The 8639-nt window shown below is 55.0% G+C and carries 8 protein-coding genes and 1 tRNA gene; 5 read left to right on the top strand and 4 right to left on the bottom strand.

What is annotated here, in order from left to right:
* The first annotated feature begins 171 nt into the window (after nucleotides 1-171).
* Nucleotides 172-1308 (top strand): hypothetical protein, encoded by a 1137-nt coding sequence (locus tag L0M99_RS08265; protein ID WP_238128344.1) that lies wholly within the window; start codon nucleotides 172-174, stop codon nucleotides 1306-1308.
* A 58-nt stretch (nucleotides 1309-1366) separates the two neighbouring features.
* Here the strand turns inward: L0M99_RS08265 and L0M99_RS08260 are convergent, their stop codons facing one another.
* From L0M99_RS08260 to L0M99_RS08250, 3 genes are all read right to left on the bottom strand, one after another.
* On the bottom strand, nucleotides 1367-3055 hold the full coding sequence (locus L0M99_RS08260; RefSeq protein WP_238128343.1) for a S1C family serine protease: 1689 nt from the start codon (nucleotides 3053-3055) through the stop codon (nucleotides 1367-1369).
* A 145-nt stretch (nucleotides 3056-3200) separates the two neighbouring features.
* Complete coding sequence (locus L0M99_RS08255; protein ID WP_024059828.1) at nucleotides 3201-3749, bottom strand: hypothetical protein; 549 nt, start codon at nucleotides 3747-3749, stop codon at nucleotides 3201-3203.
* A gap of 110 nt (nucleotides 3750-3859) precedes the next feature.
* The gene (locus tag L0M99_RS08250; RefSeq protein ID WP_038110436.1) at nucleotides 3860-4720 is read right to left on the bottom strand and encodes a fructosamine kinase family protein; all 861 of its coding nucleotides are present in this window, start codon (nucleotides 4718-4720) and stop codon (nucleotides 3860-3862) included.
* A gap of 84 nt (nucleotides 4721-4804) precedes the next feature.
* Here L0M99_RS08250 and argS point away from each other — a divergent pair, with 84 nt between their 5' ends.
* From argS to L0M99_RS08235, 3 genes are all read left to right on the top strand, one after another.
* Nucleotides 4805-6475, top strand: a complete 1671-nt coding sequence (gene argS, locus L0M99_RS08245; RefSeq protein WP_024059826.1) for an arginine--tRNA ligase — start codon at nucleotides 4805-4807, stop codon at nucleotides 6473-6475.
* Between the two features lie 15 nt (nucleotides 6476-6490).
* The gene (locus L0M99_RS08240; protein WP_024059825.1) at nucleotides 6491-6985 is read left to right on the top strand and encodes an arginine repressor; all 495 of its coding nucleotides are present in this window, start codon (nucleotides 6491-6493) and stop codon (nucleotides 6983-6985) included.
* 651 nt (nucleotides 6986-7636) lie between these two features.
* A tRNA-Arg gene (locus tag L0M99_RS08235) sits at nucleotides 7637-7712 on the top strand.
* On the opposite strand, the gene L0M99_RS10020 is transcribed toward L0M99_RS08235, so the two are convergent.
* Nucleotides 7668-8057, bottom strand: a complete 390-nt coding sequence (locus L0M99_RS10020; protein ID WP_425304316.1) for a helix-turn-helix domain-containing protein — start codon at nucleotides 8055-8057, stop codon at nucleotides 7668-7670. The two genes, L0M99_RS08235 and L0M99_RS10020, sit on opposite strands and share 45 nt — an antisense overlap.
* Before the next feature lie 88 nt (nucleotides 8058-8145).
* On the opposite strand from L0M99_RS10020, the gene L0M99_RS10015 reads away from it, so the two are divergent.
* Entirely contained in the window at nucleotides 8146-8370 is a 225-nt protein-coding gene (locus tag L0M99_RS10015; RefSeq protein ID WP_425304315.1) for a helix-turn-helix domain-containing protein, read from the top strand.
* Nucleotides 8371-8639: the final 269 nt, after the last annotated feature.

The raw sequence follows: 8639 nt of genomic DNA, 5'->3' as shown, positions 1-8639 counted from the left end.
CCCCCCCCCCCCCCCCCCCCCCCCCCCCCCCCCCCCCCCCCCCCCCCCCCCCGCCGCTTTTAGCTGGGGGTTTAGAGTATAAAACTAGACCAACCGTCAGTTATGGCCAAGTTCTCAACAAAAATGAGATTATCACCTTGCTTTAATCTTACCGATTGGTAAGATTTCAGTATGAGTATGAGTCGAAAAAAGAACATTTTGGTAGCCACCTTAACGATGGTGGGTCTGGCACTGGGGGGACTATTTGCAGTCTCGGGGAGTCAGAACGTGCAGGCGGCGGATCGCACTCCTACGGTGCGCGAATGCCGGGTAATGCATAATCAGGTAGCTAAAGGGCAACCCATCACCAATATAGATACCTTTTTGATTGGTGCTACCAGCGCTGATTCTTATACTTTGTCGCTGTATCTGGGGGATACAAAGTTCCGGCCGGCGATTGAGGCGGCCACCAAGATGTGGACCGAGCGCAGCGGCGGGAAAGTCAAATTTAAGTTTGTGGACTCGATGGCTGATCGCCCAGTGCGGGTAATTGACTCTCCCTATTCTGAAGGCAAAGCGATTGGTACCGCTTATGCCGCGCAGCGGCTGCTGTATCTGCGTTTAGATCGCAGCGGTTGGCTTACCCAGGTGTCTACGGTTGCCCATGAGCTGGGGCATCTTTTGGGGATTGACCATACTTGTAAGGGTGATTTAATGGCCGCCGGCATGGCGGGAGTTAAAGACTTCAATAACCCGATTAGTGATGCTGACGTTGCCTTGGCATTGCAGGGTTTGGAAAAGCATCTCGGATACCCGGCGGGATCGGAACCGGCTGAACCGACACCGGATCCCACTACGGAGGCACCTCAGCCCAGCGAGGATCCGACAACCGAGGCACCCGAGCCGACCACGGATCCAGATCCTAGTGAAACTGCTGAACCCAGCGAGGATCCGACTACCGCTGTTCCTGAGCCCAGCGAAGAGCCCACCAGCGAACCTACGAGCGAACCGACTCAGCCGGAGGTTCCCAGTGAAACTGCGCAGCCAACCCCGGATCCAACTACTGAGGAACCCCAGCTAACCCCGGATCCAACTACTCCGGCTCCCGAGCCCACCACGGATCCGCAGCCGAGCGTAGAACCTACTACCCCGGAACCTACCTTTACGGAGGCTCCGCTTCCGGATGAGCCGCCTACTGCGGTACCAGAGCCGACTACCCAGCCGGATGAGCAAGGCGATGACTCCGATAGCTTCGTAGTGAAAGTGCGAGTATTCTTCGTGCGAGTATTCTCTTGGTTCGGCGGATTCTTCCGCTCCATCTTCTCCTAGAGTTCTAGATATTAGTTGAGCCCGCCGGAAACCCGGCGGGCTCAACTTATATCATTAGCTAGCGTCTATACTTCCTATCGCTAGTTTGTGCTCCCAGTTCGGCTTCAATCTCGTGGGTGCCATCTTGGCGTAGCACCGTGAGTTTCACTTTGTCTCCCGGGTTGTACCAGCGTACATAGCCAGTTAGCGCCACTCCGGATCCCACCTGGAAGTCATCGATCTTGGTAATCAAATCGCCTTCCTTTAAGCCGGCGCGATCAGCGCCCGAGCCGCGAACTACCGAGGAAACCCGCGCTCCCATCCGGGACTCGCCCCCGATCTTGGCAACCGCGGTGTCAATCGTCACTCCCAACATCGCGTGAGTAACTTTTCCGGAAGTAATGATCTGGTCGGCAACGTTACGCACCAGATTCACCGGAATCGCGAAACCAATCCCAATCGAGCCCGCCTGACCGCCACTGGAGGATCCTAGGGAGGCAATCGAGGAAGTAATCCCAATAACCTTCCCGGAGGCATCGAAAAGGGGGCCGCCAGAGTTACCAGGGTTGATCGCGGCATCGACTTGGATAGCGTTAGTAACTACCTGCTGGCCAGCACCGGAACGGTCATTCAGGCCAGGAATCTGTATCCCCGAACCTTCTGATTCTGATGATTGGTTGACTACTACTGGACGGTCGAGGGCAGAAATAATTCCGATAGTAACGGTGTTTTCTAGTCCTAGCGGAGAACCAATGGCCGCTACCGGCTGAGCTACCCGCAAACCGGTGGAACTACCGAGCGCTGCCATCTGTAAATCCTTGGGAGGACTCACGAACTCTAGTACCGCCAAATCGGTAGAAGCATCGGAACCTAAAACTTTCGCGTCATAGATTTTCCCGTTAAATAGCTCGATCTGGACTTTTGCGTTGCCCGAAATCGCGGAGGCTACTACGTGGTAGTTGGTAATCACGTGTCCGGCCTCATCAAAAATCACCCCGGATCCGGTCTCTCCAGAATTACCGGAAGCTACCTGGATCGCTACCACTGAGGGCTGGACTGCTTTGGCAACTGTCTCCCAGTTGGTGTTCTTGGCGCTGGCCTGGGTGACCGGAGCCTCGGTCGCCACTTTCACCGGAGATTTACCTAGAGAGGTAGTACGTGAACCCCAATCGGAAGGCAGCAGCCATACACACAGGGCAGCGGCTACCGCAATCGCGATAGTTGCCAGCCAGCCGGGGCCACGTTTAGTTTTTTCTTTGCGTTTAGCCGGCATGGGGGATGGTTCCCAAGCGGGCTGTTCGGGGGGTAAAAATGATCCCTGGGGGGAGGGGGAGTAGGGGTAATCAGCGGTATCTGCCGCCGGTTGCCCGCCAAAGTCATTAGCGAAGGAACTGGTGGTTTGCGAGGGGGAGGACTCGTTAATCCCGAAGCTGTAAGGGGAGGAGTGATCCTCAGAAGCAGTCTGCCCAGGGGAGAAAGCCTGATCTGTTTGGGGACTGATCCCCCTGTACGAGGAGGTCGCCTCGCCGCTAACAGCTGGGGTGCCAGGTTGAATATCGGTGATCCTGCCGGTCAATTCGGGACGCGCCTTCTCGGCCTCGCTAGCGTAAAAGCTGCCGGCGTTCCCGGAATCCTGCGGCGGAAAACTGTCGCCGCTAGGTTCTGGGATTTCGCCGGGCCAGCCGGCGCTTTGCCAATCGTCCATTTCCCAGTCGTCAATCGGATTACTACCGTTTTGGGGTTGGGTCGAATCATTGCTATTAGTCATGAATCTCGATCTCCTCTTATCTATTGTGTCCCCATATTGACACCAGCAACTGTTCCCACTCTGGATGTTTTCTGGATGTTTTCTGGATGCCAATTTGGTTTTGATTTAGCTACCGTCATCTAACTACCGGCCGCAGTCAGCGGTTTTAGTGGGGGCGCCGTTTCTTGCGGTTCTGCTGGCTGGGGTGAGATTTTTTCGGTTTTTCCTCGCTCGTAATTATCCGGTCTTGGTCTTTTTGATTCTCGCGGGGATTCTCGAAATTATCATCCTGCAGCTGTTCGCGGTACCAGGCCGGTGCCAAACGAGTACCGCGGGAAGGCGCAAATCCCAGCTGACGATAGTAGGCGCGCAGCCAAGCTGGCCGCAGCCCCTGCGGATAATACAGGTTGGTTAACCCCCAAATAATCCCCACCAGTCCGATTAATGCACTGATTAGACAGATTGTCAGTAGCAGGTAGTTGACAGGTTTCGGGGTGGCGTTTGCGGGCAGGGTCGCTCCGATCGCCAAAAAGAATAACCCCAGTGCCGGTAGGAACACTAATACCCACCGTTCATCCATAATCAGGATGCCAGAGCGAGAAACATCTTTCTTTTTCTTCGGTATCCAAAAACGCGCCCTCGCACTGCCATGACGTATCCAGGCAGAACCGGCTAGCAGTAGCACTCCCATAACTAAGGCAACAATGTGATTCATGAAACTAGCCTAACCCGTTTGCCAGCTACGCAAAGATCGCGCCCGAAATCGTCCCCGCGTTTTTCGGTAAGCAAAAAAATCCGCCGGCCACGCCGCGGCGCTCTCCGGTTTTACAAATATTGGCTAGCTAGCTGCACAGTATGGGGGCCGTAAGATCCTCCGAACAGGTTAGCGTGTACCGCCAGCATATGAATCTGGTGCAGGCCGATGCGTTCTTGCCACCCGGAAGCCAGGGGAGAGACCTGGTTGTAGCCCTGATAGATCTCCTCCAGATAGGGCTGGCCGAATACTCCCAGCGCCGCCAAATCAGTCTCCGCGTGTCCGCCGGAGGGAGCCGGGTCGATAAGTACCCCCACTACCTCGGGAAGGGGCTGATCCAGGTGCGAGCCCCGTCCCACCCTAGCTGGAAAACGCTTTAAAGCTCCCGAGGGCGCCCACATTACGTTCCCGGTCCACAGGTCACCGTGGATCCTGGCGGCCATAGTTTTTACGAGAGCCGGTTGGGGAACGTCGAAGATTCCGTCCCGCAACCGCTCTGCCAGCCGCTCTAAAACTGCAGCTCCGGCCGGATCGATCGAACCATTATCGAGAGCGGGCGGCAGGTTCGGCATAATCCGGTGATCAGCGAAAAACTCACCCCAGTTTTGCCCGGCGTCCTCATAAATTAATTCTAGGCGGGAGCGACCCATGTAGCCGGGGCCGGAATAGCCTAGAGGGGGCTGCCCGTACCAATCGGCTCCGCCCGCGTGGGTAATCGCTAGTGCTGCCCCGAAAGCCCGCGCCGCCTCGCTGGTGATAGCGGTAGAGGGGATTAGTTCGGTGTCTAAAAACCCGCGACCAGAAGCCGCAACCCGTGCTACGTGCGCCCCGCCTTTATCCATCGGCTCTGCCAGCCACTTTAGCCCTAGTTCTTCAAGCTCCAGAGCCTCGGGATGGCGATTATCAACCTTGTGGTAAACCTGCTCACTCATACCCCCATTGTGCCAGCTGGCTACCATTGTGGGCTAGCTCGCCAGATTTGGCGAGAAATACGCCTGGCAGTCTAGGCTTAAAGCATGACTCCAGAAGAACTAAGTGCCCTAATCCGCCAGATTCTTGTCACCCAGGCAGACGAAATCGGTTTAGACCCGGATGTTATCCCGGAAACCGTGAAAGTTGAGCGTCCCCGTTCACGCGATAACGGCGATTGGTCAACTAACGTGGCTATGCAGCTGGCAAAGAAAGCAGGTATGGCTCCGCGCGACCTCGCCACCATAATTACCGCCCAGCTTGACCAGGTAGCAGGCGTCTCGAAAACCGAGGTGGCCGGGCCGGGATTCGTAAATATCTGGCTGGGAGCAGCCGCGGCCGGGGCACTAGTTTCCACGATTTTGCAGGCCGGTAAACAATACGGACACTGCGACGCCTTGAGCGGGCAAAACATCAACGTAGAGTATGTATCCGCCAACCCCACCGGCCCCATCCATTTAGGGGGAGGACGCTGGGCAGCCGTCGGCGACACCCTCAGCCGGATCCTGGCGGCCAGCGGGGCAAAAGTTACTCGCGAATACTATTTCAATGACCACGGCGCCCAGATCACCCGCTTCGCCAAATCGCTTCTGGCGCGCTGGCAGGGCAAAGAGGTGCCCGAGGATGGTTACGGCGGGCAGTACGTCCTCGATATTGCCACTAAAGTGGCTGAGCGCGCTAAAGCAGAGGGCGTGCAACTAGCGGAGCTGCCGGAAGCGCAGGCGGAAGAATACTTCCGGGAAGCCGGCACCACCTTGATGTTTGGCGAGATCAAAGATTGTTTACATGATTTCCGCGCTGATTTTGATGTTTTCTTCCACGAGGACGAGCTGCACACTTCCGGGGCAGTCACTGACGCGATCGAAGAGCTGCGTTCCCGCGGCGTAATCTATGAGCAAGACGGCGCCACCTGGCTAAAGTCCACTAAATACGGGGACGATAAAGACCGGGTGATCTTGAAATCGGATGGCGATCCCGCCTATTTCGCAGCCGATATTGCCTACTATCGGGACAAACAGCGCCGGGGAGCCACCCACGAAATTTTGATTCTGGGGGCTGACCACCACGGATATATCGACCGGATGTATGCCATGTGCGCGGCCTTCGGGGGTAACCCGGGGGAGAGCCTAGAGATCATTATCGGGCAGATGGTGAATCTAAAAGAAAACGGCGTGGAAGTAAAAATGTCGAAACGCGCCGGCACGGTGATTACTCTAGATGACCTGGTAGAGGCGGTAGGAGTCGATGCTGCCCGCTATTCGTTGGTGCGAGTATCGATGGATTCCACTGTCGATATTGACCTGAATTTGCTGCGCTCCCACACCAATGAAAACCCGGTTTACTATGTGCAATATGCTCATGCCCGCACCTGTTCAGTAGGCCGTAACGCCGATGAAGCCGGAGTGAAAGCCACTGGTGAATATGAGGCCTCTGCACTTTCTAGCCAGGCCGATAAGGATTTGCTCGGAGTTTTGGCGCAATACCCGGCAGAGCTCAAACTGGCCGCGGAAGAACGCGAACCCCATCGGATACCTCGCTACCTAGAGAAACTAGCGGCCGGCTACCACACCTGGTACAACCAGTGCCGCGTGATTCCTCGCTCCGGTGAAGAAATAACCGCCGCGCACGTAGCGCGCCGGCACCTGAATGAGGCCGTGCGGCAAGTGCTGGAAAATGGTTTGGATCTTTGCGGAGTTACTGCTCCCGAGCGGATGTAATGAGAAGATAGGAGCATGGCAACCGTACCGACCACTAAGGCCGCGCGCGAAGAAGCGATTCGCGAAATCCTCAGCCAACAGGAAATCTCTAGCCAGTCGCAACTGCTAACCCACTTGGCTGAACGGGGAATCCCCACCACCCAAGCCACCCTGTCGCGGGATCTTTTAGCATTACGTGCCACCAAAGTGCGCGCTAGCAGTGGGAAAACTATCTACATGCTGCCCGAACCCTATCCGGTGCGAGTACGGCGAGGACAAGAAGATCCCGGTAATGAAAAGCTGGCTAAATGGTGCCAAGACCTGCTGGTATCGTCTGCAGTGGTACATAACCAGGTCGTGCTGCGCACCCCCGCGGCAGGAGCTCAGCTACTCGCGGGGGCGATCGATATGGCCTGGTTTGATGCGGTGCTCGGCTGCATTGCCGGTGACGATACTATCTTGGTTATCTGCAAAACCGATGAGGACGCCCAGGCCTTAAATGAGCTGTTCATGCAGTTCGTCACCGATTAGTTTGCCGGTATTAGTCGCTTAAAAGTGCCGCGCAGGGGCGGATTTTGCCTCTCGCCCCGAAATCCGGAAAATGCTCTGGCATTTTCACGGATTTAGTGCCCGGAGCCTACCCTGCGGCATAAATCCGCCCCTGCACGCTCAGTACGTACCTTGCGAAAATCCCGCACAAGCTGTGCCCCTTGCGTGGGGGAGAAGTTTTATCCGAGCAGGCTAGACAGCTTAGTAATCGCAAGACTAATTTTCGGATACCTGGTTATAAATCAGAACTTTTCCCGGGCTTAATAAGCAAATCTAAAAAGCCACAGCTTTTTAGATTTTGGGCAGGAGGAAAAACTTCTCCCCCACGCCCACCCCTGCACGCTCATTGCGTATCTCGCGAGACTCCTGTTCTGCGTGTAACCCTTACGGATGCGATACCGGTACCAGCGAGCGTGGAGCCTAGGTTTTATCCGAGTGGGTGCGGTGGGCATCAGAATTTGGAAAACGTCGCTACCTTTTCCAAATTCTTGGGCGGGAGGAAAAACCCAGACCCCACGCGTAGCTTTCCTCGGAGTGAGCCGGGGTGTGAATCATATTAAATAAGCTGTCGCTAATTTGGAGGGCTTATTGGCTCTGTCTTAAACTGGGGTAGTTGCTAAGGCAACGGCAAATGCGCTCGTGGCTCAACGGATAGAGCATCTGACTACGGATCAGAAGGTTGCAGGTTCGAATCCTGTCGAGCGCGCCAAACCCCGTCCTCGTTGTGATCCAGCGGTGACGGGGTTTTTCCAATTCCCCGACTCAGGAACGCAGGGTTAAAAGGCGCAGGTAGCCAAGAGCCATCGTCTGTCCGGTGAGGTAAAAGATCGGAAGTGCTTACCCCTAAATACTCGCCAACAGCCATGACTTCCTCTAAAGACCAGCCAACATGGCCGGAAACTTTTCGAGAAACTGTTGCGCGAGATAATCCAATTGCATCGGCTAATTTTTGCTTAGTAATAGTTCCTGCTTGTAGGTAAAGCGCGATAGATAAGCCAACCGCTGCATCGGCTTTCGCAAAGCCAGTTGAAGTTTTGGTATCTATTGCATCCATGTCTTAAGTATAGCTCATTTGCGTCAAGCGTGCAAATGGTAAACGAAAGTAATTGTTTTTTTCTAAGTAATACTGTTATCGTGATGTTGTGAACGTACAAGAATTGCACGAAAAAAAGTATTTAGGTACCACGTCTGCGGCAAAGGTGACTGGTGTGTCACCTTCAACGCTGCGCCGATGGGCGAATCGGGGGCGATTGCGACATCTGAAAACTGCAACTGGAAGGATGTTGTTTTGCCCTGCCGATCTGGAACGGCTAAAGCCGGTGGAATTCCCCTATGTTGGGGGGTTCCCTGATAGCGGTTCTGAGTAGCTGTGCTATCGCTGGCTAGAGTTTTGAGTTTCCCCTCTGTGGTGGAGGGGTTTAGGCGCGCCTTGGCGTGCCTGGCCGGTACCGGGTATTTTGCACTTTCTCCCCGGTACCGGCTGTTTTCATGTGTAAAGCCACCCTTGAGGGGGTGGTGTTTATAGGTTAGCTGTATTTTCTGTTTTTAAGGGTATTTCCCGTTTAGTTTCTTGTTTTTATTTCACCTGACCAGCGGTGTTTTAGCTGGTTGGGTTAGGTTTTTGTTGTCTTTTTTG

Origin of the sequence: Varibaculum cambriense (genome assembly GCF_022133705.1) — a bacterium.
In the GTDB taxonomy this organism is placed as follows: domain Bacteria; phylum Actinomycetota; class Actinomycetes; order Actinomycetales; family Actinomycetaceae; genus Varibaculum; species Varibaculum cambriense_A.
Note: the sequence above shows the minus strand (reverse complement) of the source record. Positions and strands in the feature narration are given on the sequence as shown.

Bases quoted from the DNA above. Each gene is read 5' to 3' on its own strand.
- L0M99_RS08265 (WP_238128344.1), top strand. From the start codon at position 172: ATGAGTATGAGTCGAAAAAAGAACATTTTGGTAGCCACCTTAACGATG.
- L0M99_RS08260 (WP_238128343.1), bottom strand. From the start codon at position 3,055: ATGACTAATAGCAATGATTCGACCCAACCCCAAAACGGTAGTAATCCG.
- L0M99_RS08255 (WP_024059828.1), bottom strand. From the start codon at position 3,749: ATGAATCACATTGTTGCCTTAGTTATGGGAGTGCTACTGCTAGCCGGT.
- L0M99_RS08250 (WP_038110436.1), bottom strand. From the start codon at position 4,720: ATGAGTGAGCAGGTTTACCACAAGGTTGATAATCGCCATCCCGAGGCT.
- argS (WP_024059826.1), top strand. From the start codon at position 4,805: ATGACTCCAGAAGAACTAAGTGCCCTAATCCGCCAGATTCTTGTCACC.
- L0M99_RS08240 (WP_024059825.1), top strand. From the start codon at position 6,491: ATGGCAACCGTACCGACCACTAAGGCCGCGCGCGAAGAAGCGATTCGC.
- L0M99_RS10020 (WP_425304316.1), bottom strand. From the start codon at position 8,057: ATGGATGCAATAGATACCAAAACTTCAACTGGCTTTGCGAAAGCCGAT.